Genomic DNA, 25,382 nt, shown 5'->3' with positions numbered 1-25,382 from the left:
CATTTATCAATAGTCATACGATAATTATGAAAAATTCCTTGAAACATTTGTCTCATACGAAAAGAAAAGCAGCAAAATTATTAATGGCGGAAGTGACGTGTTCCTGTAAAAACCATCGCTAACCCCTGTGCATCAGCAGCGGCGATAACTTCTTCATCACGCATGGAGCCTCCTGGTTGAATAACTGCTGTTGCCCCTGCTTCAGCTGCTGCTAATAAACCATCTGCAAAAGGAAAAAATGCATCTGATGCAACAACAGATCCTTTTGTGAGAGTTTCTGTTAAGCCTGCTCTTTGCGCACTTTCTGCTGCTTTACTTGCAGCAATTTTGGCTGAATCGATGCGGCTCATTTGTCCAGCTCCAATTCCAACTGTTGCACTATTTTTCGCGTACACAATAGCATTTGATTTAACGTGCTTTGCTACACGAAAAGCAAATTGAAGATCACGCATTTCATCTTGAGTTGGGGCCCGCTTTGTCACTACTTGCAATTTAAGATCATCGACTACCACGTTATCACGTGATTGCACTAAAATGCCTCCTGCAAGTGTTTTCGCAAGAAGTCCTCCACAGCGTGGATCAGGAACTCCACCTGTAATGAGCAAACGAAGATTTTTTTTCTTGGCAATAATTTCACGTGCCGCCATTGTGGCATCAGGAGCAATAATCACTTCTGTAAAAATTTTAACAATCTCTTCAGCACATTCCTCATCAAGGGTTTGATTTAAAGCAACAATTCCACCAAATGCCGATACATTATCACACATAAGAGCTTTCAAATAAGCTTCTTTCAAATTTTCTCCTTCCGCAACACCACAAGGATTGGCATGTTTAATAAGAGCGACAGCAGCGGTTTTTTGCGGATCAAATTCTGCCACAAGTTCAAAGGCTGCATCTGTATCATTCAGATTGTTATAAGAAAGCGCTTTGCCTTGTAAAAGTTTTGCTGTTGCAATACCAAAACGTTTTTCATTATTGCGATAAAATGCTGCCTGTTGATGTGGATTTTCTCCATAGCGCATAACACTTTCAAGATGACCAGAAAAACTCTGCCACGATGGAGTTTCAATTTCTAAATCCCTTGCAAACCACGATGCTATTGCCGTATCATAAGCAGCGGTGTGTGCATAAGCGCGCATTGCTAGCTGATGACGCATAGATAAGCTTAAACATCCATTATGCTGCTTTAATTCAGCTAGAATCGAATCATAATCTTTTATCGCTGTTACAACACCGGTATAAGCATAATTTTTTGCCGCGGCGCGAATCATCGCCGGTCCACCGATATCAATATTTTCAAGAATCGTTTGTCCATCAGCTCCAGAAAGGATCGTCTCTTCAAAAGGGTAAAGATTCACCACCAAAAGATCAATTCCATAAATGCTGTTCTTTTCCATAGCTTCCCTATGGCTAGGATCTTCTCTTACCCCCAACAAAGCACCATGAATCAAAGGATGGAGTGTTTTTACACGCCCATCCATTATCTCAGGAAATCCAGTAACTTCAGCAACATCTTTTACGGGTAAACCAGTCGCTATGAGGGTTTTTGCTGTTCCTCCTGTTGAAATTAATTCAACATTGTAAGTAGCGTTAAGAGCTTGTGCAAAAGCAACCACACCCGTTTTATCAGACACAGAAAAGAGAACACGACGAACCCGATGAAGATCAGGTATGGGAAAATTTTTGGCAACAACACCCATAACAGCAGCCTTAAAAATGAAAGAGTTAAAATTCTAGTAAAACAAGCTTATACATTTATAGCATAAGCCTTTAGCAAAATACACTGAAAGGATAAACTGTCTTTTTAGAATATAGGATGATTCACCTTTTTCTATTATCCTGTAAAAACCTCTCATTTGAGGTGTGGTGATAGGTATAAAAGTCTCATTGAGACATTAAATGTTTTTTGTTGCTTATAACTCAATATCTCATCTTCATAGCAGTTTTGAAACAAAAAATGCATCCGTATGTTCTCTGCTATATTAGCCTTTATACTAGATGAAGGCGAAAGTATTGCGTATATGAATTGGAGTAATCTCTGAAATGGGAACCAATCTAATGAAGCAAGGATATAAAATTATAAAGGCAAAAATGAGTGCTCATCTTTCCTATTATTTTTAAATTTGACTTTATGTTTTTCAAAAGCGTTTATGACAATTCTTTTTAAGAGTGAAGATAATGCATTTCTTCACATTTTAGGGCATTACATCTTTTTTAATGAATCAACCCTATTTTATGATGTTTTTTTAAGAGTGTCGCGTAAATCTTTTGTGGATGGTATAAAGTTCATTGTATGCCTATGATCTTTAATTTAACAAAGGCGCAAGTTGGTAGATTTTATTCTCTTTATCAGTTTTCAAGATTCTAAAAATTTTTGTTACTTGAGATGGAAGAGGTATTTTTTTAGTTTTTTTGCCGTAGCAGAAAAAGAAAACCTCCTAACACACCAGCAGCTAAAATAAACCACGTGATTGCATAAACGAGATGATTATTTCGAAAATGGATAATCGTAAGACCAACGACGGGAAGTTTTGCTTGTGGAGATGTTTTTCTGGCATCAATGAAATAAGGGGCAACAGTGGACAAACCAAGTTTTTGTGCCATGGCGGGGAGATCGCGCGTATACCATAAATTTTTGTCAGGATTATTTTTACGCGGGAAAAATCCATTTTTTTCACTCATGCGTAATAAACCTATAATCGTTGTTTGTTCTGTGTCTGTGGTAGAATTTTGCTGAGATAAGGCATTTGTATGCGATTGCTCTGTGTTTTGAAAATTGTTACGTTCATCCATGGGGATAAAGCCACGGTTGATAAAGATCAGTGTATTATCAGCAGTTTGTAAGGGAGTCAAAACCCAATAGCCTGTAGTATTTTGAGCGGCAGCAGTGACTAAAATATTTTTATCTGTTAAAAATTTTCCTGTGATAATAACAGGTTGATATTCATATTTTTCAAAAGTAACATCTGACCATTGATTTTTTGGAGGGGCTTTTATGGGGGGCAAATGAATGCGCTGATTGGTACTGGTGATAAGATTTGTTTTCCAGTTTAACCGTTGTACTTGCCATATACCTAATGCACTGAAGAGAAGAAAAAAACAAATACATAAAGTTCCAAATAAAAAAGAAGAAAAACGGCAAGAATTTCCCTGAAGCTTTGTCATGGGGGGGTCTTTTTTGCTCATGATTTGTGCTTCCTTTCGGGACAATAGGCTTTTATTCTAACATGGTATATATTAAAAGAAACATTTTGTACGCTTTTTGGCAGAATTTGCACGCCTTATTGAGGAAAAAGATGAAAAATGAGCCAACAAGAGATGAAAAAGGTTTTATAAAAGACTTGACCTTTTGTTGTCGACCCCCTATTAGAAAGAAACTTCCCAATGATGCCCGTTCAAGGTTGCATTGCGCGTGTTTTGCGTTCATTGTGTCCTTTGGGTATGGGGATTTGAAAGTTTCTTAGAGTTTAAGGGTGAAGTTTATGTCTCGTGCATGTGAATTGACAGGGAAGACGGTTCTGTATGGTAATAATGTTAGCCATGCGAATAATAAGACTCGGCGTCGTTTTTTACCAAATCTTTGCAATGTGACATTGATTTCAGAGGTGTTACAGCAAAGTTATCGCTTGCGTATTTCAGCAAATGCATTGCGTTCTGTTGAGCACCGCGGTGGTCTTGATGGTTTTTTGATTAAAGCAGACGATAAAGAGTTGTCGCAACGTGCGCGTTTGCTAAAACGCCAAATCATTAAGAAAAAAGCTGAGCAAGAAGGTGAGCAAAAGGCTGAACAGGCAGCATAATTGTTAGCGCCATCCTTTTTGGTTTATTAACGCTTTGATTTCGGTTTTCTGTTCTAGAAGTTAAGTTTTTTGCAGGTTGATCGTTTCATTTTATTGGTTCCATATCCCAGGTTAAAAAAAATGTCTTCAAGCGGTCTTTTATTAGAACGGCAAAAGAAAAGGTATGTTGTTTTTTCTATTTTTGCAATGTGCCTTGCTGTCACGGCTTCTAATATTTTAGTTCAATATCCTGTCTATTGGTTTGATTTGAATGCGCTGTTGACTTATGGGGCTTTTACCTATCCATTTGCTTTTCTAATCAATGATTTGACCAATCGTTTTTATGGTCCATTTGCTGCGCGGCGTGTGGTTTATGCTGGTTTTTTTACGGGTGTCTTTGTTTCTTGGATATTGGCGACACCACGGCTTGCACTTGCTTCTAGTTTTGCATTTTTATTTGGGCAACTCCTTGATATTGTGGTTTTTACTCCTTTGCGACGTAAAACATGGTGGAAAGCACCTTTAGCAGCAGCGTTGGTTGGTTCAGCTTTGGATACAGTGCTGTTTTTTGCTCTTGCTTTTTCTAGCTCGTTTGCTGTTTTTGATAAGATAACAGGGTATGCAGATAGTTCACTGGTGGAGAGTACTGTTTTGGGAGGGATAGGCATGCCAGTTTGGCTATCGCTTGCTTTTGGTGATTTTTCGGTAAAAATTATTATGAGTCTGTTGATGTTGATTCCTTATGGGACAATTCTTAACATCGTAAAGCTTCCTCTTTATCAATGTCATTCAAAAGATGATTCCTCTTTTGTTTGTCACAAATAAGGATTTTTGTCTTTTTGTTTTCCTGAAGCCAAGAAAATTGTACGCTATGCTTGGTGTGACACGTTAGTTATAATGGATACTTTATCATTTACCAACTTAAGTAAGAACTCCAACACAAAACGCTTTTTTATTTCAAAATTCTCTTGTGAGGAAAAGATAAAGTCATTTGTTTGAGAAGGGGCTAAATATGCTTTTTACAAATGATTCAATGTGACAGAAATTGCAACTGATGTTTATTAATAGATTGATTTAAAATGATGACTTATATTTTTCATTTGAGTGAAAGAGCCCAATATCATAAAATTTTACGCGTTTTAAATACTCTTATATTGAGTTAATAAAAATCATTTGCTTGCCTATGTTATAAGAGGAATTGGCGTGCGGAAAACGTCATTTGAGAAAGAAATACTTCTTATGAAGAGCTTTAATGCAATAAAAGTGCAATATTAGGCGCTGAAAGTATATTGATTTATCTTAAAAACATTGGAAACTTGAAAGTAGGATTCTGCTTTTGGCTTGTAGCTTGTAAAGTAAAGGATGATTCTGGATTTTGCATTATGCCATATATGGGCGCTGTCGTGAAATAAGCTTGGAAGCAAGGAAGAATGTTTCTTTAAAGTAGGAGTGCGGATAAGATATATAATGGTGTGTTCTTTTTCGTGAATGAAGTAATATTTTTTTCGTGTTTTTCTTATATTTTATGAGAGTAAAGATTTCTTCTTTTATCCATGAGATGGGAGCTTATGTTGTTAGATCACCCGTGGTGAGTACTGTTTTGGGAAGGTTAGGGGACAGGTTGGCTTTCTCTTGCTTTAGCGATTTTTGCCGAAAAATTGCTATGAATCCATTTATGCCGATTCTTTTATAAAGAAATTCTTAGTGTTTAAAATATCCTCTTTTTTTGCGTATAATAAATACAACTTTTATCTTTTTGTATTACTGAAGGTGGAAGTTTAGGCATTATATTTTCTGTGAGAGCAGCATTTTAGAGCTATGTCTAGTGGAGATATTTTTCTATATACGTGTATTTCAATATAATGAAATAACACAAGATCGAGACAAAAATGAGTGATTATTCAGTCTTTGAATTTGAATGGTACTCTGAGATATGGTCGTAAATGGAAAGTTCTAAGCAAAACTTTATCAGTCGCAATATAACCAGAAAGTAAAAACAAACTCATTACAATTTTTGAAGATGGTTGGAGCATTTCTTTTAGAGCTCATAATGCATCCAGTAAAGTAGAAGCTTCTTTAAAATTCGATATTCAATTTGTGGGATTATCTTCTCAGGTTGTTAGCCATCAAATTCCGATGGTTTAATGATAGAAATAATTTTTTAAATGTAATCGTTGCTGATTCAAAGCAGGTTTATTTCTTATGAATATGAGTTCTTTTATCACTAAAAAGTATTTCTAATTGTTTTGTTATGGCGTCGGCAAGTTCTTCAGCATTCATAATTGTTACAGCACGTTGGTAATAACGTGTGACGTCATGACCAATTCCAATGGCAATGAGTTCAATAGGGGAGTGTGTTTGGATTTCTTGAATCACTGCGCGTAAGTGTTTTTCTAAATAATTGCTGGAGTTGACCGATAGTGTCGAATCGTCAACAGGAGCGCCATCAGAAATGACCATGAGGATACGACGTTGTTCACGCCGTGATAAAAGGCGTTGATGAGCCCAAATTAAAGCTTCTCCGTCGATATTTTCTTTTAATAATCCTTCTTGCATCATTAAACCTAAATTGCGTCGTGCGCGACGCCATGGGGTATCAGCACTTTTATAGATGATATGGCATAAATCATTGAGGCGTCCAGGATTATGGAGTTTGTTTTGGGTAAGCCATTGTTCGCGCGATTTTCCCCCTTTCCAAGTTTTGGTGGTAAAACCTAAAATTTCAACTTTGACACCACAACGCTCAAGAGTTTGTGCCAAAATATCAGCACAACTTGCAGCAACGCTAATGGGGCGTCCGCGCATTGAGCCAGAATTATCAATGAGGAGTGAAACAACTGTGTCCCGAAATTGGGTGTTGCTTTCCATTTTAAAAGAAAGGGGTTGCATGGGGTCAATAATTAGACGTGGAAGCCGTGTTGTATCAAGATATCCTTCTTCAAGGTCAAAGTTCCAATTGCGATTTTGTTGCGCCATCAAGCGGCGCTGGAGACGGTTTGCTAAACGTCCAACGATGTTTTGGAGATGATTGATTTGCTTATCAAGATAACGGCGTAAGTGATCTAACTCGTTTTCAGAACAAAAATCTGTTGCTTCCAAAATTTCATCAAATTGACGGGTGAAGATTTTATAATTGCCAAGTCTTTCCATTTGTTCCGAATCAGAAAAAAGGTGTTTGGGTTTGCTCGGCTTTTCTTGCCAAGGTCCATTTTTTTGTTCGCCGTCAGCTTGATCATTGTTGTTTGATTGTGTCGCTTGTGTTTTTCCATCATCTTGCACATCACTTTCTTGTTCAGTGCTGGTTTGTTCTTCACTTTGAGCGTGTTTTTTGTTTTTACTCTCTTCTTCTGCTTGGTCTTGAGGTTCACACGCATTTTTTAATTTTTTATTGTTTTCACTGTTAGAAGCTTCAGCTTGTTGCACTGTCATTTTGAGTGTAACAAGCATTTGGCGAACAATCTGTGCAAAAGCCTTTTGGTTGTAAATATGTTGTGGGAGTTCATTGAGTTGTGATGCTGCTTTTTGTTCGAGTTCTTTACGCCACAATTCTAAGACAGAACCCGCTTCTCTTGGAGCTGCGCGCTTTGTTATTTTTTCACGCAATAAAAGTGCAATCGCTTCTTGGATGGGGGCTTCACTTTGGTTGCTAATTTTATGATAATGGGCTCTTTTGTATTTATCGGCGAGCATGACATCAAGATTTTTTGCAAGTCCCTCCATGGCTAAAGTACCAATTGCTTCAACACGTGTTTGTTCGAGGACTTCAAAGATAGCACGCGCTTCTGATTCTAGTGGAGCAAATTGCATGTGAATGCGGTTGTCATGCCATGCTTTGCGCAGAGCCATGGAATCACCTAATCCGCGGGTAATGGTGATGTCTTTATTCGTTGCGTATTGAGGTAATTCTGGTAAACGCGCGCAACTTTCGCTTAAAGATGGTCGGTTATGACTAAAGGAAACTTCAAGGTTGTTTGTGCCTGCAATTGCACGCATACAGGTGGAAAGTGCTTTTTTAAAAGCTTCAGTATTAAGAGTGTTGTTTGAAGAGTCTTTTGCCGGATTTTTGTTGTCGCCAATATCGGTAGCCATGAGTGATAGATTCCTTAAGGCGAAACACCATGAATGAGTGATTCGGGAAGCTCTTGTCCAAAGGCGCGTTGATAAAATTCTGCAACAGTGGCACGTTCGAGTTCATCACATTTATTGAGAAAGGTTAATCGGAAGGCAAAGCCGACATCTTGAAAAATTGTTGTATTTTCTGCCCAAGTAATGACGGTACGTGGACTCATGACAGTTGAAAGATCTCCATTGATAAAAGATTGGCGTACCATATCAGCAACATGAACCATTTGTGAAATTGTCTTTTTTCCCTCAGCCGTTTGAAAAGATTTGACCTTTGAACAAATGATATTAACCTCTTTATCATGGGGTAAATAATTGAGTATCGTAACAATAGACCAGCGGTCCATTTGAGCTTGATTGATCTGTTGGGTACCATGATAGAGACCGGTTGTATCACCAAGACCAATGGTGTTTGCCGTTGCAAAAAGACGAAATGCTGGGTGTGGAGAGATGACACGGCTTTGATCAAGTAAGCTTAATTTTCCAGAGGTTTCAAGAACGCGTTGGATGACAAACATAACATCGGGACGCCCCGCATCATATTCGTCGAAAACAAGAGCAATATTATTTTGATAAGCCCATGGCAAAATGCCCTCTTTAAATTCAGTGATTTGTAAGCCATCTTTTAAAACGATAGCATCTTTTCCTACAAGATCGATACGACTTACATGACTATCGAGATTAATGCGAAGACAAGGCCAGTTAAGACGTGCAGCAACTTGTTCAATATGCGTTGATTTCCCTGTACCGTGATAGCCAGAAACCATTACACGGCGGTTAAAGGTAAAACCTGCGAGAATCGCTAAAGTTGTTTGCTGATCAAAAAGATAATCAGGATCGATATCAGGAACATGGGGACTTTTTGTGCTAAAAGCAGGGACTTTCAGATCTGTTTCAATATGAAATAGATCGCGAGCACAAAGTGTAATATCGGGCAAATTTTCAACGGTAAGATTTGTCATTATGTTTCTGGAAGGGAGAGGACGCTATTTATTCATTAGAAACGATACAAGAGTTAAAGTATTTATGCAATGCTCTATAATGAGAGCCTTAGATATTGAAGAAAGATTTTTTTACGTATTCTATAATGTTTTGCAAAAAAAGTAACATTTTGCGCAAATAATGATGGTCTAAATGAAAATAGACTCATATAAGCGCATGTTTTCAGCACAAACCAGACTTTTTTAGCAAATTGTAAGCATGTAAAACATCACGAAAGCGCTCTTCTGAAGCACGATTACCACCATTGGAATCAGGATGGTGCTTTTTTACCAACTCTTTATATTTCATTTTGATGTCTTCTGCTGAAGCGTTTGCCTGTAGTCCCAGTGTATCAAAAGCTTTTGCTTCTAAGGGCTTTAATTTTCGTGAGAACTTATTGTTTGAATGCTGCCCAGTAAAAAGCGTGAAGGGATCGCGCATGCGATTTTGATAGGCAGCTGTTCCAGAGCGAATCTTTGCATAATTCGCGGCTGTTTTTTTCGATGTACCATTGCTCAGATCTGTAGGCCATGTCGGACGATGTCCTGTGAGAGCATCCTTTTGAAATTTTGCGATATCTTTATTGCTAAGACCAGAGAAGTAATTAAAATTTTTATTGTAGGCGCGTACGTGTTCAATACAAAAATATAAATATTGTCCTTCGTGATTTCGACCTGCTGGTGCTTTATGGGACCCTGTTTTTTCACAACCTTCCCACTGACACTGTTGTGCTTCTGGCTCAGCTTTTTGTTTTTTATTTGAGCTTATGCGAATTGAATCGAATAATTTAGATGTTATTGTCATATTATTGGTTTATGCAAAATTGATTAATTTTACAAGAATTGACTTTTGAAAAATTTGTTTTCACACTTATTCTATTATGAAAAAGGTTATTTTTGCACGTTCATTTTGTTTGAGGAATGAAAAATGTTTATAGAAACAATAATTCAGAGAAAGCTTCAGGATGCTTTTCATCCGCAAAAGCTTGAAGTGATTAACGAAAGTCATCTTCATGAGGGGCATCCTCATAATGAACATGCTTTTGATGGTAAAGGAGAAACACATTTTCGAGTGAAAATTTTATCTTCTTCTTTTTCTAATATGACACGCGTAGAAATACATCGAGCGATTTATAAAGTTTTACAAGAAGAGTTAGCTACTTGTGTTCATGCTTTGGCACTTGAGGTTGAAACACTCTAATTTTTTGATGAGACGTTTTTAGGAACGGGGATGGGCCTTTTGATAGATTTTTAACAAATGGTCTGTATCGACGTGGGTATAGATTTGTGTGGTGGAAAGACTAGCGTGCCCAAGAAGTTCTTGAATCGTGCGCAAATCTCCCCCCCGTGATAAAAGATGGGTGGCAAAAGAATGGCGCAGTGTATGAGGCGTTGCAGTTTCTGGTAAACCAAGGCTTGTTCGTAAGTTGCGTACAGTTTTCTGAATAATGGCGGGCTGTAGGGGACCGCCTCGCGCCCCACGAAATATGGGTTGGTTATCCAATAAAGGATATGGGCAACATTTGAGATAATTTTGTACAGCTTCGTAAACAATTTTGATGAGAGGAACAAGGCGTGTTTTGCCGCCTTTTCCTGTTATAAATAAACTTGTTTTTTCAGGATCAGAAAATTGTTCTGGTGTGAGGCTTAAGGCTTCTGATATTCGCATTCCACAGCCATAAAGAAGCATGAGGACAGCAGCATTACGAGCGCTAATCCAAGGTTCATTTTCCAGTTGATTTTCTTGTTTGACTATGTGAAGTGCTGATTTTATCGCTAAAGGTTTTGGGAGCAATTTGGGGTGTTTGGGGCTTCGGATAAGTTGAGCTGCGGGAACATTGACGATTCCTTCACGTGATAAGTATTTGAAAAAAGAACGGATGCCTGCTACTCCGCGGCTTAAAGAGCGAGCACTTACATTGTTTGTACGCCGATAAGCAAGATAAGCACGCAAGTCACTGATGCGTAAATGAGCAAGATCTGTAAGGGTTGGTGTATGGCTTAAGTGTTGACAGAGAAAAGACAAAAATTGCCGCGTATCACGTTCATAGGCTTGCACTGTTTGTGCTGACATACGACGTGTTTGGGTAAGACACTCTAACCAATTTTTCCTTGCGTTTAAAATTGCATGGTCTGCTGGAATGAGAAGAATGTTTTCATCTTTTCTCTTGTCGTTTTTGATGGGCATTATCTAGTTGAGAGTTTCTTTCTTTTTAGATTTTTCATCGTTAGAATGACCATTCTTGTTTTGGGGTTGCTCTTCACGATTGATAAGTTGCTTTTCACCTTTGAGAGAGAGTATTTTCACAAGATTGTGTGTTGACATCAAATGCGCAAAAATTAATCCTAAAAAGCCATTTTTATGAAGTTTGGCAAGTTGGCTTGCTGATAATTTATTCAATTTTTCTTCATCAACAACCCAAAAATGTTCCAATTGCGCTGAGAGACCTTTATCGTTTTTCACATTGATGGATTTTTGGCTTAGAAGATCCATTTCTACAAGAGCATCAATAAACTCAGAGGTTTTCTCCATAGCGATTTTAAAACTTTCAAGAAAGCGAATACGTTCTTCCATAAAAGGAGAAATAGAGCCATCGGAATTAAAAAGTTCTGTTCCTGCAACTTCATTAAACATACCGGACTGTTGATCAAAGCAGACAGAAAGTTCTTTTTCATTGCTAATTTGTGCCAAAACAAAAGGATAGCGACGGACAAAAGCTGGAACATAAGTATTGTTTTTCCAACTTTTATCAGAAGCGATATAGTCATTTTCGTCATTAGAAAGACCGACAAGAGCTGCGGATGTGTAGTGCCGTTTTTTTTGTTCATCTTCAGCGCACATAAATAAAATAGGATAGTCTAGTGCTGCTTGAAAATATTCAGTACTTGCTAAAGGAACCCAATGAGTATCCTTGGCAAAAGACATATCACTTGGAGGAGCAAATTTTAGATTTTTATGGGAAATTTTGTTGATTGGTGTGATATCTTTGTAAAATAGCATAATATTTGCCATAAGACTTTCTCCTTTATTAATTTGTTTTTGTTACCAAGAAAGGTCTTTTAGAAGATTGTCTCATATGGCAACAAGATTGAATAGAAAACTATAAGATTGAAGGGTTCATTTTTGAGAGATAATATTTTTGCATGAAGTATAATAAAGAAAAGCTTAAAAATAAAGTCTATCTTGCCATTATTGGTATGCCTCATGGTATAAAAGGAGATGTTTTTGTTAAAATTCTAAGTGCTGAGCCACAGCGTTTCAAGTGTTACAGCACTCTTTATGATGATATGGGGCGTTCTTATGAAATTGTAACTCTTCGCATACAAAAAAATAAGGCGATTGTACGTTTTAAAGGGGTAGAAAATCGTAATGCGGCTGAGTCTTTAAAAGGTATTCGCCTTTATGTGACGCGTGATCAATTAATTGATGATTTGATGGAGGATGAGTTTTATCAAGTCGATTTAATAGGCTTGTGTGTCCAAGATTGTGGGGGGAAAATCTTAGGTGAAGTGTGTGGTTTTTTTAATTTCGGGGCTGGTGATTTGCTTGAAATACGTTTGAATACAGGTAAAAGAGTTCTTATTCCCTTTAGTAAGGCGGCGGTACCAGAAATTTGTATGGATTCTGGTTTTCTTGTTGTTGATCCCATGGCCGCTGGTTTAATTGATGGGGGAGACAATAATAAAAAGGAAATAGCTTGAATCTAAAAATAAAGATGAAGGTAAAAAACAACAGATGAATTTCGTCAATAAAAAGTGGAATGTGTGAAAATATTAAAAATGCTCTTTTGAGCAGATATTGTAAGCACTTTATCTCGAAATAGTCCTGAATTTTTAGAGTCTTTTTTAGTGCAAATATTTAGAAGGATCGTATTGAATATGGCGCAGATCAAGAAGACTCAGATTAACGCTATAGCGTTAAAAGTCTTGTTTGTGCTATTTTTGCTATTAAGAGTCTGTTTAAGAAAATAAGGATAAGAAATAAAATGAAATTTCAGGCGCGCGTTTTAACCCTTTATCCTGAAATGTTTCCTGGTTTTTTAGGGTATTCTTTAGCAGGGCAAGCTTTAGAGCGTGGAATTTGGTCACTGGAGACGGTACAGATTAGGGATTTTGCTTTAGACAAACACCATAGCGTTGATGATAAACCTGCTGGTGGGGGAGCTGGTATGGTAATGCGGGCGGATGTATTGGCGGCTGCTCTTGATTGCTGTCCACAGGATTCGCCAAGATTGTTGATGAGTCCACGTGGACGCCCTTTTGACCAAGCTTACGCGCATAGCTTGGCTCGTGATACGGGTGTAACGTTAGTTTGTGGACGTTTTGAAGGGGTTGATGAGCGAGTCATAGAAGCACGAGAATTAGAAGAAGTTTCTATTGGTGATTATATTCTTTCAGGGGGTGAAACAGCTGCATTGGTTATCTTAGATGCTATTATACGTCTTCTGCCTGGAGTGATGGGGAATGCAGCTTCTGCAAGGTGTGAAAGTTTTGAAAATGACTTGCTGGAACATCCGCAATATACCCGCCCTTCTCTTTTCGAAGGGCGGGGTATTCCGCCTGTATTGCTCTCAGGTCATCACAAAGCGATCGCAGATTGGCGTCAAAGCCAAGCCGAATTGTTAACACGTCAACGTCGCCCTGATCTTTATGCACGTTATAATAAAAATCATCAGAAAACTTGATTCATATGATAAGGTGGTGTATTGCATGGCTCTCTTTTTAGAGATTTTTTTATAAAAGGTTTTCTGTAGTTCCAAAATTAAAATGAAGGAATGGTGTATTCGCTCCTGTGTAAGACATAGCCTAAAGAGCTCCTTATTCTTAATAAAGGCTTTTTTGGTAAGAGTTGAGCGCTCTGACTGTTCGATAAAGAACATGAAGGATAAAAGAAATGAATATTATCGCACAGCTTGAAGCTGAACAATGTGCAAAAATTGAAGAAAAGCGCCAATTTCCAGCATTTCAGCCAGGAGATACAGTCCGTGTTATGGTGCGTGTGACAGAAGGTACACGGACGCGTGTTCAGGCTTATGAAGGTGTCTGTATTGCGCGTTCAGGCGGTGGGTTGAATGAGACCTTTACAGTACGCAAGATTTCTTATGGTGAAGGGGTGGAGAGGGTATTTCCTGTTTATTCTCCTTTGATTGAAGGTGTTGAGCTGGTGCGCCGTGGTAAAGTGCGCCGTGCAAAACTCTATTATCTACGTGGCTTGAGAGGTAAAGCTGCACGTATCGCTGAAAAGAGAGATTATCGGAAAAAAGCTGAAAAGGTTGTTGAGAAAGTAGAAGCAGCATCTGTCAGCACAGATGTTGAAAAGCAAGTTTCTGAGTAAAGATTATATCGGCTAAACTTTATGCAAAAGCGGCTTTTATGCCGCTTATTTGTGTCTTTCTTGATTCGTTTTGCCTTTTAAAAGGCTTGGAGTGGACATAAAAATGTTCAATCTATCAATTTTTCCTCTTTTTATTCTTAATTATGGGTGCAGTTTAAGAGACTATTGCATATATCGTGAATACTCAAAAGGATAAGTTTAATCTGAAAAAATGTCTGTTTATATTTGGAAACGATTTTAGACCTTTGACGTGAAGATAAAAGTGTATTAGATTAAGGCGAGTTTTGCGGATCATATCCAGGGAGTAATCGGTTTTTTTATGCGTGACCTTTAATCCGTTATTTGAGACAACCGACCTGTAATATCGGTATCTTGAGATGCCAAACAAGTAAAAACGAGAGAGTATGTTTAGTCGTTTTGCGCGACTTTCTCGTTCATTGCGGTTGCAAAAACCAGGTCAGGATATTTTATGATAAACCAGGTCAGGATATTTTATGATAGAGACAACTAGGATAAAAGAGCGCCCTCGTTCCCCTCATATAAGTATTTATCGTTGGACAATTACTATGGCCATGTCCATTGCACACCGAATTACGGGTATGGCGCTTTATGTTGGAACGGTTTTTCTTGCTGTTTGGTTAATTGCTATTGCGTGTGGCGAGGAGACATTTAAAACAGTTTACGAAATTTATAGTTCTTGGTTTGGATTGTGTATTTTGTTTCTTTATACTTTGGCAGGGGTTCATCACATGGTTGGTGGTGTTCGCCACATTGTTTGGGATCTGAAGCCTTGCCTTTTGGCAAAAGAAAAGGCAACAGTCACTGCTTGGGCGACAGTGTTTATTTCTCTTATTGTTACTTTTGCGATTTGGATTATTGGATATACCGTTGTTTAGCTGGGGGTGAAAAGAGACATGAAAAAAGATTTTCGAACGGAACTTGGAAAAGTACGGGGGCGTGGCAGTGCTCATGAAGGAACAGAGCATTTTTGGCTAGAACGTTTGACGGGGTTTATCAATCTACCACTTTTGATATTTTTTATTGTTCTTATTCTTTCGCTTGTGGGCAAGGATTATAGTATTGTGCGTGCAAGACTTGCACATCCTATTGTTGCTATTTTGATGGGATTGATGACTTTTTCGGTCCTTTATCATATGAAACTTGGTATGCAGGTGGTGATTGAAGATTATATTCCACGTGAAGGTTTTCGGATATTCTTTTTGACGTTAAATATTTTATTTTGTTTTCTCATAGGTGGTATCATTATTTTTTCTCTTTTGAAAATTGCATTAGGGGGTTAAACAAGTATGGCGGGTACAGGATCATCTCTGGGTGCTAAAGCAGGTAACGCCCCTTATCGCACTGTGGATCATAAATTTGATGTTGTTGTTGTTGGGGCAGGTGGTGCAGGATTACGTGCGACACTGGGTATGGCAGAACAAGGATTAAAGACAGCTTGTATTACGAAGGTTTTTCCAACACGCTCACATACGGTTGCAGCACAAGGGGGAATTGCTGCATCGCTTTCAAATATGGGACCTGACAATTGGCAGTGGCATTTATATGATACCGTGAAAGGTTCTGATTGGTTGGGCGATACCGATGCAATGGAATATTTGGTGCGTAATGCTCCTGCTGCTGTGTATGAATTAGAACATTATGGCGTTCCTTTTTCGCGAACGCAAGAAGGCAAAATTTATCAGCGTCCTTTTGGTGGACATACGACACAATTTGGTGAAGGTCCACCTGTTCAGCGTACTTGCGCAGCAGCTGACCGTACAGGCCATGCCATTTTGCATACGCTTTATGGACAAAGCTTAAAGCATAATGCGCAATTTTTTATTGAATATTTTGCACTCGATCTCATCATGACGGATGGGGTTTGTACGGGGGTTGTGGCATGGAATCTCGATGATGGTACAATACATCGTTTTTCTGCCAAAATGGTTGTTCTTGCAACCGGTGGTTATGGACGCGCTTATTTTTCTGCAACATCGGCGCATACCTGTACGGGTGATGGTGGTGGAATGATCGCACGTGCTGGATTGCCACTTCAGGATATGGAGTTTGTGCAATTCCATCCGACAGGGATTTACGGTTCTGGCTGCTTAATTACAGAAGGAGCTCGTGGTGAAGGAGGCTATTTAATCAATTCTGAAGGTGAACGCTTTATGGAGCGCTATGCACCTTCCTTTAAGGATTTGGCTTCACGTGATTTGGTTTCACGTTGTATCACACTTGAAATTCGTGAAGGACGTGGCGTTGGACCTAAGAAGGACCATATTCATTTGGTTCTCAATCATATTGATCCTGCAATCTTGCATGAGCGGTTACCAGGGATTTCAGAATCAGCACGGATATTTGCAGGGGTGGATGTAACAAAAGAGCCTATCCCCATCTTGCCAACGGTTCATTATAATATGGGTGGGATTCCTACCAATTACTACGGGGAAGTTCTCAATCCAACGGCTGATTCGCCTGATCGTATTCAACCAGGGCTGATGGCGGTAGGAGAAGCAGGATGTGCTTCTGTTCATGGTGCTAACCGCTTGGGGTCAAATTCATTAATTGATCTTGTGGTGTTTGGTCGTGCTGCTGCCATTCGCGCGGGTGAAGTTATTGATCGGAATGCAGAAATTCCACCCATCAATGAAGAAGCTGTTGACGAAATTATAGCGCGTTTTGATCGTTTACGTTTTGCACAAGGGGCAATACCAACAGCTGTATTGCGTGAAAAAATGCAACGCACGATGCAAGAAGACGCAGCAGTCTTCCGTACAGAAGATTCTTTGAAACAGGGATGTCAACGGATGAATAAAATCTGGGGGGAATTGTCGGATCTCAAAGTCACAGATCGTTCTCTGATATGGAATTCTGATTTGGTTGAAACATTAGAGCTTGAAAATCTTATGGCGAATGCAATCATGACTGTTCATTCTGCCGAAGCACGTTCAGAAAGCCGTGGCGCTCACGCTCGTGAAGATTATCCAGAGCGTGATGATAAAAACTGGCGTAAACATACGATTTCACATTTGTCAAAAGAGGGTAAGGTGACATTATCATATCGACCTGTCCATGTGGACCCGTTAACATCTGAAGCTGATGGTGGGATCGATTTAAAGCGCATTGCACCTAAAAAACGGGTTTATTAAGGGGAGAATAAAATATGGTACAAATTAAGCTTCCCAAAAATTCTCAAGTAAAACCGGGAAAGGTTTGGCCTAAACCTGAAGGTGCTACAAAGCTGACGGAATTTCACGTGTATCGTTGGTCGCCTGATGATGAGGAAAATCCTCATTTAGATACTTATTATGTGGATCGTTCTGCTTGTGGTCCTATGATTCTTGATGGGCTTTTGTTTATTAAAAACCATATTGATCCAACTTTGACACTTCGTCGATCATGCCGTGAAGGCATCTGTGGTTCATGTGCGATGAATATTGATGGAACCAATACATTAGCTTGTACCAAAGGGATGGATGATGTAAAACATCCCATTAAGGTCTATCCGTTGCCTTCCATGCCGGTTGTTAAAGATTTGGTTCCTGATTTAAAGCGTTTTTATGCACAACACCGAGTCATTGAGCCTTGGTTGCAAACAGTTTCTCCTGAACCTGCAAAAGAATGGTTACAAAGTCACTCCGATCGCCAAAAAATCGATGGCCTTTATGAATGTATTTTGTGTGCGTGTTGTCAGACTTCATGTCCAAGTTATTGGTGGAACGGTGATCGTTATTTGGGGCCCGCTGTTTTGCTTCAAGCTTATCGCTGGATTGCGGATTCACGTGATGAGATGTGTGGTGAACGTCTTGATAATTTAGAAGATCCTTTCCGCCTTTATCGTTGCCATACGATTATGAATTGTGCGCAAACTTGTCCAAAGGGATTAAATCCAGCGAAAGCAATTGCTGAAATTAAAAAACTCATGGTTGAACGCCGCCTCTGAAAATTTACTGATTGATCAAAATAAAGCGCAAGGTGGAAAATTGTATCTCCTTTTAGCAATTAAATCTCTAAAAGAAGATCGGCTGCTTATGGGGGCGCAGTAGCTATAATCATTCTAAAAGTGAAGTAATCCCTAAAAATTTAAGCAATCCTTGTAGAAGCAATCCTTGCAATGGCTGAGCAGAAAACTCATAGTTGAATATTATCTTTGAAAATTGACCGATTAACGAACAGTAAAAAGAAAAATAGAAAATTGTGCGTGTTTTTGTGCCTCTTTGAGGCTTAATATCTAAAAATTTATTGGCTTCTATGAGGCGGTTAGTATAGTTATTATTGCCTTTAAAAGGCATTAGTCTTTCGAGTAAACTATACTTTAAATAGCGTTCTATGTAAAAACAATAAAATCAATATGCCATGTGTTTTTATTTTTATTAAATTCGCATCATAATTTATAATTTGATGCAGATTCAAGTAATCATTTTTTATAAAAAATGATTACTCTTTATAAATAGAGCACAAAAAATAAATGCTGATACAAATATTATAACGCATGTAAATTATCTAAATGAAATACAAAGGAGTGATCATTATGACAATTCGTCATTTTACGACACATTTATTGTAATATCGAAAACATTGCTAATATTCAAGGATTAGGAATTTTTGATAATATCATTATATATATATATAAAGGTCATATTTTTTGTTTTAAAGATTGGATTGTTAATCGCATTAAAAAGCAAAATTTATAGTTCTTAAAAAATGGAGAACGTAAAATCCCTCTCTATTGTAGAGATAGATATATAGTTAAGGGGGTAGTAATTTAAAAATATTGTAACATCATAGATTTAAATTCACTAAAGAGCAAATAAGACGTTTTTAAAAAATATCAAATTTATAGTTTTTTCTAAAAATTTAGAAAACACTAGTGAGAATTCTAAGAACACGTGTTGCGAATGTGGAATAGGGATGTTTATAGGTTCGTTTGAGTTGAATGAATTCAATCATCAAAGAAAACATGTTGTATTTTTATGAGTTTCGTGGGTTTTTATTTTATATGTTTTTATCTATAAAAAATAGAGATTTCTAGGTTTAGGTCTTATTTATAATGTTAGGGGATTTCATTTTTTCTTGTATATATGCTGAAGAAAGTTATTTAAGCGGTAAAAGTGTTTTTTATTTTATTTTTTAGCATAAAGATATTTCTTAACATGAAAGAGAGGTGTCCAAGTATTAACGGTATAATCAGCCATTGTTTTGGTATTTATTCTGTTGTGCTGTAAAACACTATCTTATTTAGGATGTGGTAATTAGAGTGGTTAGAAGGTGAAATCTGCTAGGTGAGGGGGCGGATTGTTTGCAGATCAGTGGCGTGTTAAGAGGCTTCGTCCTTTGAGGTGTGATAGGTGGAGTCTGTTAGCCAATTACGTAAACTAGAGCGAAATCTACGTGGACAGGTTTTTAACCTAACCTCTCTTATATATTGTGATAGGAAATTCACCTTAATAAGGACTACGACCGGTTACAGAAAACAGAAATCATTGCGAAAAAACAAGCGTGCTTGTTTTAAAATTTTTAATATTTGTGATCATAGTGACATGCGAAATCTCCTGTAGTATCACGCAGACCGTTCGTATTCTCGAGCCAAGAGTTGTCCATATATCCTCTTCAATCTGATCTTCACGAATTGATGCAAGAGATGGGTACGAACACCTGTAAGAATAAGCAGACGCAAAGCCAGTTGTATCATTATTGTTGCTTTGCAGAGTGTTTGATAAAAATCTGGAACATTTCTCCAATTCATTGCCGGTTTATTAATGACTTTATGGCGTTGTTTTTCTAAAAGAGCTTTTGCTGTTGCAGCTTTTACTTATCAAATGGGAGTTAAGAGTATTATGTATCTCTGTTGGCGTAATCTTTGAAAGTTGCTATACAGCCGCCTAATTTGAGGAGAATATGAAGCTGTAAAGGTGCAAACCAGTTTCCATTTTTAGCATCATTTTTTAATTCTGCTTTACGACTTTCAAAAGCATCTAGAGTAATGTCTTTTAAATAATAGAGATTACGCATTGCTTCACGCTTTTGTTTCTCTCGTTCTTTAATAAGATCAAAACCCTTATGTAAAACAGAACGCCCCGAGCCAAATACACTTTGCTTGTCAATTTGCAAGCTTGTTTTTAAGAAACCTTTCTTTAAGGTGCCTAAGCTTATTTCACTACAGAGCTCGTGGATGGTATAATGGTAAAGCCCCGATGAATAATATAAAATTTATAGAGCATCTCCATTTTTACACTTCATAAAAGAGCAAGTTGGGCGCCATTAGACACTTTGCAAACTCCCAATGTTGTGACAATTTTTGGCATTTTGGATGGTTTATAAAAGGCATTTTTAGTGCTTTTTTGTACAGTTTCATTCTATACGGCTTTATTTACTTATAATGTGCAAGAGACATGGTTTTGGTTAATAAACAGCTTTGAAATGAGAGAATCCTACGGTACTAAGATCTCTTATCCAACACGCAAAATAATGAACACTCTTTATAAGACAATGTGATGCATCTTAAGAAGAGTGATTGTAGATCTGTTCTTTTAGGAATTTTTGCTTTTTGTGGTGCAGAGAAGAGAGCAGGAATATTCAGAGTAGAGCTTACCTTATGGAATCTATGGATATCGTCTTTAGGAGAGGGACATAAGCCACGTGATATGGTTAGCAAAGCTTGCTTAAGAGAAATTTGGTTGTTTACGAACAATTGGAGGTTAAGAATCTTTCTTCGTCCGAAGAAGACGTCTATATACCACTATACTTTTTATTACCAAATAGAATGTAGTTTATGGATGCTAAATCAAAATGATAATTTATTTCGTATGAGGTTTTCCGTATTTGGAGATTGTTTGGTTAAAAAACATATTTATTAATCACTTGAAAATAGCGCTTAGAATTTTTAAACGATAAGTTTTGGTCTTGATGACGATAATTATTTGTGATGATCGAAAGTACCTATTTTACGAAGCTTTCATTGATAGGCGAATCAAAATTTATTCTTTTCTTTTGTTTAAATATTTATTTTGCAGCTATTTTTTCTTTTTTGCATCAAAGATACTTTTTCAAAAGGTAAATGGAAAGAATGATCAAAGGCAAGAGAATAAAGAGAGCCTTATGTATAATTTGGTTTTCTCGTAGAGTTGTTGTCTATTAACTTTTTTCTTCATGAAGAGTGTAGAAAATCCATCGGAGAAGCAAAGAGAATAGGAAAAGTTAAATAAATAGCCGTAACAATTAGTTACGACTATTTTTGTTTGCTTCATATTACCGAGAGAGGAAGCTCCCCTTAAGCGATTTTTGATTTAGCAAAAATCGGGTCGTAAAAGACTTCAGAGAGTTTTCTATCTTTAAAGAACAACACTACGTCAACTGTTGTATAGAGAACGATTTTTATCATTTCTAACTCGAGTTGCCGGCCAATTTCTGATCTTTTAATCAAGGTGGCACATCGCTCAAATGTCTGCAAAGCGCTGTTAGCATGCGTTGTTGTAATCGATCCGGGATGACCAGTGTTGAGCGAATTGAGATATTCCCATGCTTCATTGCCTCGCAATTCAGCGAGAAAAATTCTGTCAGGCGACTGACGCATACACGCATCTAGGCATTCTTCAGCTGAAACACGACCTACATTGTTACCATAAATCATATGTACATGATTGGGATGATTGGGTAGAAAAAGCTCATGAACATCTTCAATTGTGATAATACGCTCCTCTACAGGGACCTTTTCAATTAAAGAGCGAGCAAATGTTGTTTTACCAGATCCTGTTTTGCCTGCAATAATAATGTTGCGTTTGTGAAGGACGCATTCTTCCAAAAATTCAAGAATTTTTCCCTCACGTTTACTTTGTAAGAGTTGAACTTCAAATGGTTCCAACCGTGTGAAGTCCTGCCTCGATAACAAGTTATTGGCTTCTTTTGCTGAAGGCTTATTAAAACTTACATCAGAAAAATCGTCAAATGCCCCTTCTTCTTTGAGTTCTTCTAACGTTTTAACTATGAGAGAATGTTTACGAATTACAAAGGAAAGAGCACCATCAACAACAGCTGGTGTTTGTATAATTGTACCACGTTGTCCACCAGGCAAGAGCACATAATTAATACTTCTGGGAGCCATACCGTTATAAACGATAATAGCTGTAATAAGCGTTTGCAAAAAAGTGGTTGTTAACTCTGGTACGCTATGTACTTGCCAACCCTTAAAGCTTTTCGTCCATACTTCACAGGGGCGGCAAATCGATAATTCAGTGATCGTGGGATCTTCTAAAAAACAATCAAGCGGTTGCAGAAGCTGAAAAACTGCTTGATCTTTTTGTATCGGGTTAACGTGTGACGAGACTGTAGACATCGCTGAAATCCAGATCACGAGCAACAAAAATATTTACTCGTTCGCCTTGGTTTTTGTAAAGTGTTGGTGTGATATTGATGGAATTTTGAAGAACATCGATTGCTATAGATTCAGCATTCTGAGCTCCTTTATTTTGTGAGTTATCTTTATTTTCTTTGCTGCTTTTACCAACTTTTCCTCTTACCCATTCTCCTAAATCACCGATAATGCTTACCATAATTGCACTACCAAATCGTTCCCAAAAATGTCTGTCAACCCAGCCACCAATACCCGCTTCACCCAGAGGACCTGTGCCTGGTGAGTCAAGATTGACAACAACACCAGAAGGCGTTTCAATGCGTAACCATTGCACAAACACGCGCGTTTGTCCTTGTTGTATGCCACTTTGGTAAAAACCAACGACTTTAGAACCACGGTCAAGCAAAACAACACGTCCACTCGTGGAATAAATATCGCGTGTTAAATGACACGTCGTCATTCCGGGTTGTGATGTAATGATTTTTGTTTCTAACGTACAATCTATTTGCGTTCCTTGTGTAATCAAAAAGTCACGGTTACGAAGTTGCATCGCATGTGATTGACCTAAACGCACAGGCTGAAGGTTATCAAATAATACGCCATTACCTCTATCATTATTCGATGCTTTATTATTTGTATCTGTAGATCCTTCGCTACCACCGTTGTTAAGGCTAGAACTGAGCATACGTTTGCGTGCTAATTCTTCAGAATCTTGGAGCATATGTGGAGGAATGGCTGTTTGAAGAAGCTTACTCAAGGCCGGTGGAATATCCAAGTTTGAATCTTCTATTTGTGTTGATTTTTCTGCTTCTTCTACAATCTTTGGCTCTTCTATAATCCGAGGGACATAGTTTGGTATAATTTGCTGTACTATTTGTTGTGGTTTTTCTTCCTCAACCTCCACGGTATTACGCATTTTAAAAGCTTTCCAAGTCAAGGCAATTGGTATCGCTACTATGACAATAAGTCCTACCATTAACAATGCACGGGTACCTGGAATTGTCGGACGACGTTCAGAACCTAGTTCGGATCCTCCATAGGCACCTTCAATGTGTTTTTGCTCGACGTTGTCCAGTTTTGTACCTTTTCCCTCTCCTTCCTTATTGTCAAACATCATTTTCCTCCTTTATTGATACGATAAACCACCGAAGATACTGTCCCTGTTGTGTTTGGTACGCCATTGGGGTCATAGGCTTCATTAAAAACAGCTAGAGCGCGTTTACCAAGCCGTATGAGCCATTTAGGATTGACCTTATGAACGGCGATAATATCATTAGAACTGCCGATAACGGTGCGTGGTATTAAGCTTTCATTGCCTTCAGCATCTACGACATAAATCGATGGCATATCCATGTTAGCGGGAAATTTGAAGTAAGTAATACGCCCATTGTCCCAAGCATTTATCGGAGCAATATCTTGGTGACCGCTCATGGTATAACTGAGATTATAACCGTTGACGCTTTGGTGAAAACCACGTTCAATCGCAAGGCGTCGATTGTTTTCTTCTGACTTTTCATCGTTTGAATCGGGATAATGGAAAGCCAATTCATATGTTGATCCCGCACGGTCATTCCGAAATTGTAGTCGGAATTTATAACTCCGTTTGTCGGTTACAACGATGAGATTGGTATTGGCAAGTTCTGCTTTTGGTTTAATAAAAATATGCCGCCCTTTATGAGCAAAGGCATAGGCTTCAGAATCGCCAAAGGCATGAGTTATGTACTGCTCACCTTCTTCAAGAATAATATGTGTTGCCACACCAAGAACTGTTTCAATTTGAACCACATCGGCTTCGTTATATGTTATATAGCGAATGCGGTGATCATATTGTGAATTTGATGGACTTTTGAGCGCCTGCACAGGTACCGTATAAAGAGAAGAAAACGAAGACAATAGAACAACGAACGCAAGTTTTTTCATAACAATCAATTCCTTAATCATTCAACAGTATTTCTGGGTCAGAACGGTAACTTGTTACTTGAAAACCAAGGGGGTTAAGCAATCGATCAGATGATTTCATGGGTGCACCAACATAGGTGTAACCAATTGTTGCAATTTGGTGCTGTTTTGGTCCAGTAGCAGCACCGTTGCTGTCAAGTTGCTGAGTCGTAAAACGTACAGTTGCTTGACCTAGTCCATTAGGCTGGATTGATCGTACTTTAACTGTAATACGTGCTTTGTTGGAAAGCACTTTGTCCCGTGCATTTTCTCCATCATAGATTTTATAATATTCTTGTTGAACAGATGCCGCACTTAAAAGTGCTGTTGTGTCATAGTTCAGTTGAATAGTATCGTAGTCGTAAGTTTCGCGGTTAAGCACATATTGATTTAGCCAATATCTATCTACAACTTCACCATAGCTTTCTTCGTGTTCACGCATGATTGAGATAACATCAACTGCACCCGTCGTATTATCAACGCGCAATACTAAGGGAGTTGGAGCTGGTTGAGAAAATCCAACAACTCCACATATCATACCGAATAAGCCAAAAAGACCCACAGTACTCGCAACACGCCATGCCGTTCTGCGCGACCTTATAAATTCATTGATAAGATCACGTTCTAAGCCACGGCTTTCTTCATAATAACTTCTAAGTTGTTCGGCTTTCACTGGTTTTGCTTGTTTTGTTTTCATCTGTCTCCTCGCTTGATTTCGGCAGGGATTGTTTTATTAATAGGCACGCGGTTCCTGTCATTGGGCTGTTTTAGCTTTGGTGCTAATGCACAAGCCGATAAAAGGTTTGCAATCAAAATTATAAGAATGATCGACTTCATTTTAATATGACTCTTTTTTAATGTTATACACATTCTGA

23 protein-coding genes and 1 pseudogene are annotated in these 25,382 nt (G+C 38.2%); 11 read left to right on the top strand and 13 right to left on the bottom strand.

All coding sequences use genetic code 11. The features are described from left to right. Positions 1-80 precede the first annotated feature (80 nt). Positions 81-1,700, bottom strand: coding sequence for a bifunctional phosphoribosylaminoimidazolecarboxamide formyltransferase/IMP cyclohydrolase (gene purH, locus ACFIQE_RS00120; protein WP_375620946.1), 1,620 nt, complete (start codon positions 1,698-1,700; stop codon positions 81-83). 703 nt (positions 1,701-2,403) lie between these two features. Beyond that, positions 2,404-3,186, bottom strand: a complete 783-nt coding sequence (locus tag ACFIQE_RS00115) for an SURF1 family protein (RefSeq protein WP_375620947.1) — start codon at positions 3,184-3,186, stop codon at positions 2,404-2,406. Between the two features lie 296 nt (positions 3,187-3,482). On the opposite strand from ACFIQE_RS00115, the gene rpmB reads away from it, so the two are divergent. The 3 genes and pseudogenes from rpmB to ACFIQE_RS00100 form a co-directional block, all read left to right on the top strand. Then, complete coding sequence (rpmB, locus tag ACFIQE_RS00110) at positions 3,483-3,800, top strand: 50S ribosomal protein L28 (protein ID WP_375612235.1); 318 nt, start codon at positions 3,483-3,485, stop codon at positions 3,798-3,800. 120 nt (positions 3,801-3,920) lie between these two features. Further along, entirely contained in the window at positions 3,921-4,604 is a 684-nt protein-coding gene (locus tag ACFIQE_RS00105) for a VUT family protein (RefSeq protein WP_375707171.1), read from the top strand. A gap of 1,173 nt (positions 4,605-5,777) precedes the next feature. Beyond that, a pseudogene (locus ACFIQE_RS00100) lies at positions 5,778-5,924 on the top strand (HaeIII family restriction endonuclease); the annotation flags it as partial. 48 nt (positions 5,925-5,972) lie between these two features. Here ACFIQE_RS00100 and cobT read toward each other — a convergent pair. From cobT to ACFIQE_RS00085, 3 genes are all read right to left on the bottom strand, one after another. Continuing rightward, positions 5,973-7,868: a cobaltochelatase subunit CobT gene (gene cobT / locus ACFIQE_RS00095; protein ID WP_375707170.1), complete on the bottom strand. Its 1,896-nt coding sequence runs from the start codon at positions 7,866-7,868 to the stop codon at positions 5,973-5,975. Positions 7,869-7,882: 14 nt separating this feature from the next. Continuing rightward, the gene (gene cobS, locus ACFIQE_RS00090; RefSeq protein WP_375612717.1) at positions 7,883-8,863 is read right to left on the bottom strand and encodes a cobaltochelatase subunit CobS; all 981 of its coding nucleotides are present in this window, start codon (positions 8,861-8,863) and stop codon (positions 7,883-7,885) included. Positions 8,864-9,065: 202 nt separating this feature from the next. Then, positions 9,066-9,686, bottom strand: a complete 621-nt coding sequence (locus ACFIQE_RS00085) for a J domain-containing protein (protein ID WP_375612239.1) — start codon at positions 9,684-9,686, stop codon at positions 9,066-9,068. A gap of 123 nt (positions 9,687-9,809) precedes the next feature. Between ACFIQE_RS00085 and ACFIQE_RS00080 the strand changes: the two genes are divergently transcribed. Continuing rightward, on the top strand, positions 9,810-10,082 hold the full coding sequence (locus ACFIQE_RS00080; RefSeq protein ID WP_375612716.1) for a BolA family protein: 273 nt from the start codon (positions 9,810-9,812) through the stop codon (positions 10,080-10,082). Positions 10,083-10,100: 18 nt separating this feature from the next. On the opposite strand, the gene ACFIQE_RS00075 is transcribed toward ACFIQE_RS00080, so the two are convergent. Beyond that, positions 10,101-11,069 carry a tyrosine recombinase XerC gene (locus ACFIQE_RS00075; RefSeq protein ID WP_375707169.1) on the bottom strand — a complete coding sequence of 323 codons (969 nt, stop codon included), beginning with the start codon at positions 11,067-11,069 and terminating at the stop codon, positions 10,101-10,103. A gap of 3 nt (positions 11,070-11,072) precedes the next feature. Then, entirely contained in the window at positions 11,073-11,894 is an 822-nt protein-coding gene (locus ACFIQE_RS00070) for a SapC family protein (protein ID WP_375620953.1), read from the bottom strand. A 131-nt stretch (positions 11,895-12,025) separates the two neighbouring features. Between ACFIQE_RS00070 and rimM the strand changes: the two genes are divergently transcribed. From rimM to ACFIQE_RS00035, 7 genes are all read left to right on the top strand, one after another. Then, a complete protein-coding gene (rimM, locus tag ACFIQE_RS00065) occupies positions 12,026-12,583 on the top strand; it encodes a ribosome maturation factor RimM (protein WP_375706395.1) in 558 nt (185 codons plus the stop codon). 284 nt (positions 12,584-12,867) lie between these two features. After that, positions 12,868-13,566 (top strand): tRNA (guanosine(37)-N1)-methyltransferase TrmD, encoded by a 699-nt coding sequence (gene trmD, locus ACFIQE_RS00060; RefSeq protein WP_375612244.1) that lies wholly within the window; start codon positions 12,868-12,870, stop codon positions 13,564-13,566. Positions 13,567-13,775: 209 nt separating this feature from the next. Continuing rightward, complete coding sequence (gene rplS / locus ACFIQE_RS00055) at positions 13,776-14,216, top strand: 50S ribosomal protein L19 (protein ID WP_375612245.1); 441 nt, start codon at positions 13,776-13,778, stop codon at positions 14,214-14,216. Between the two features lie 494 nt (positions 14,217-14,710). Next, complete coding sequence (gene sdhC / locus ACFIQE_RS00050; RefSeq protein WP_375620954.1) at positions 14,711-15,112, top strand: succinate dehydrogenase, cytochrome b556 subunit; 402 nt, start codon at positions 14,711-14,713, stop codon at positions 15,110-15,112. Between the two features lie 18 nt (positions 15,113-15,130). Then, complete coding sequence (gene sdhD / locus ACFIQE_RS00045; protein WP_375612246.1) at positions 15,131-15,517, top strand: succinate dehydrogenase, hydrophobic membrane anchor protein; 387 nt, start codon at positions 15,131-15,133, stop codon at positions 15,515-15,517. Between the two features lie 6 nt (positions 15,518-15,523). Then, positions 15,524-17,368: a succinate dehydrogenase flavoprotein subunit gene (sdhA, locus tag ACFIQE_RS00040; RefSeq protein ID WP_375620955.1), complete on the top strand. Its 1,845-nt coding sequence runs from the start codon at positions 15,524-15,526 to the stop codon at positions 17,366-17,368. A gap of 14 nt (positions 17,369-17,382) precedes the next feature. Next, the gene (locus tag ACFIQE_RS00035) at positions 17,383-18,162 is read left to right on the top strand and encodes a succinate dehydrogenase iron-sulfur subunit (RefSeq protein WP_005774220.1); all 780 of its coding nucleotides are present in this window, start codon (positions 17,383-17,385) and stop codon (positions 18,160-18,162) included. A gap of 1,892 nt (positions 18,163-20,054) precedes the next feature. On the opposite strand, the gene ACFIQE_RS00030 is transcribed toward ACFIQE_RS00035, so the two are convergent. From ACFIQE_RS00030 to ACFIQE_RS00005, 6 genes are all read right to left on the bottom strand, one after another. Beyond that, positions 20,055-20,330: a hypothetical protein gene (locus ACFIQE_RS00030; RefSeq protein ID WP_375612248.1), complete on the bottom strand. Its 276-nt coding sequence runs from the start codon at positions 20,328-20,330 to the stop codon at positions 20,055-20,057. Between the two features lie 1,159 nt (positions 20,331-21,489). Beyond that, positions 21,490-22,551 (bottom strand): P-type DNA transfer ATPase VirB11, encoded by a 1,062-nt coding sequence (gene virB11, locus ACFIQE_RS00025; RefSeq protein WP_375618302.1) that lies wholly within the window; start codon positions 22,549-22,551, stop codon positions 21,490-21,492. Then, entirely contained in the window at positions 22,526-23,683 is a 1,158-nt protein-coding gene (gene virB10 / locus ACFIQE_RS00020; protein WP_375618344.1) for a type IV secretion system protein VirB10, read from the bottom strand. The genes virB11 and virB10 overlap by 26 nt, the downstream gene beginning before the upstream one ends. Beyond that, complete coding sequence (gene virB9 / locus ACFIQE_RS00015; RefSeq protein ID WP_375606008.1) at positions 23,683-24,489, bottom strand: P-type conjugative transfer protein VirB9; 807 nt, start codon at positions 24,487-24,489, stop codon at positions 23,683-23,685. The genes virB10 and virB9 overlap by 1 nt, the downstream gene beginning before the upstream one ends. 13 nt (positions 24,490-24,502) lie before the next feature. Continuing rightward, complete coding sequence (locus tag ACFIQE_RS00010; protein ID WP_375606007.1) at positions 24,503-25,204, bottom strand: virB8 family protein; 702 nt, start codon at positions 25,202-25,204, stop codon at positions 24,503-24,505. Next, positions 25,201-25,344, bottom strand: a complete 144-nt coding sequence (locus ACFIQE_RS00005) for a TrwH protein (protein WP_273790050.1) — start codon at positions 25,342-25,344, stop codon at positions 25,201-25,203. The genes ACFIQE_RS00010 and ACFIQE_RS00005 overlap by 4 nt, the downstream gene beginning before the upstream one ends. Positions 25,345-25,382 lie beyond the last annotated feature (38 nt).

It is taken from the genome of Bartonella sp. AA1HLJMS, assembly GCF_042197445.1.
GTDB lineage: Bacteria > Pseudomonadota > Alphaproteobacteria > Rhizobiales > Rhizobiaceae > Bartonella.
This window is presented reverse-complemented; position numbering and strand designations above follow the sequence as displayed.